Raw genomic sequence first — 602 nt, forward strand, 5'->3', positions numbered from 1 at the left:
GCAAGCACAGCTTGCCGGTGGCACCAGACCTGGTGCAGCGGCGCTTCAATCCCGAGGTACCTAACCAGCTGTGGAGTGGCGACATCACCTACATCGCCACCGACGAGGGCTGGCTGTACCTGGCTGTGGTCATCGACCTGTTCAGTCGCCAGGTGGTGGGCTGGAGCCTGCAGCCGCACATGCAGGCCAGCCTGGTCAAGGATGCACTGGCCATGGCGTGGTGGCGCCGTCGCCCAGAGCCAGGCCTGATATTCCACAGCGACCGTGGCAGCCAGTATTGCAGCCATGAGATGCAGGATGCCTTGAAGGGCTGGGGCATGCGCTCATCGATGAGCCGCAAGGGCAATTGCTGGGACAACGCACCCACGGAAAGCTTCTGGGGCCGGCTGAAAACAGCAAGTGTGCACGGGCAGAAATTTGCCACCCGCGCTCAGGCCAGGCGGGCGGTGATGGACTGGATGGCCTTCTACAATCACTGTAGGCTGCATTCGACGTTGGATTACCTCAGTCCGATGCAATACGAGCAACGCTGGTACGAGGCACAGCGCAAAAAGGCCGCGTGACTTGTGGGTTAAGAACTCCACCAAGCAGGGGCAAGGTCA

At 61.1% G+C, this 602-nt stretch carries 1 protein-coding gene; it reads left to right on the top strand.

Annotation, left to right across the window (positions count from 1 at the left end; translation table 11 throughout):
- On the top strand, positions 1-563 hold a 563-nt coding region (locus AC1Q5S_RS22350; protein ID WP_492239469.1), incomplete at its 5' end, for an IS3 family transposase.
- Positions 564-602 lie beyond the last annotated feature (39 nt).

The sequence above is a fragment of the Acidovorax sp. GW835-FHT14B10 genome (genome assembly GCF_058793725.1).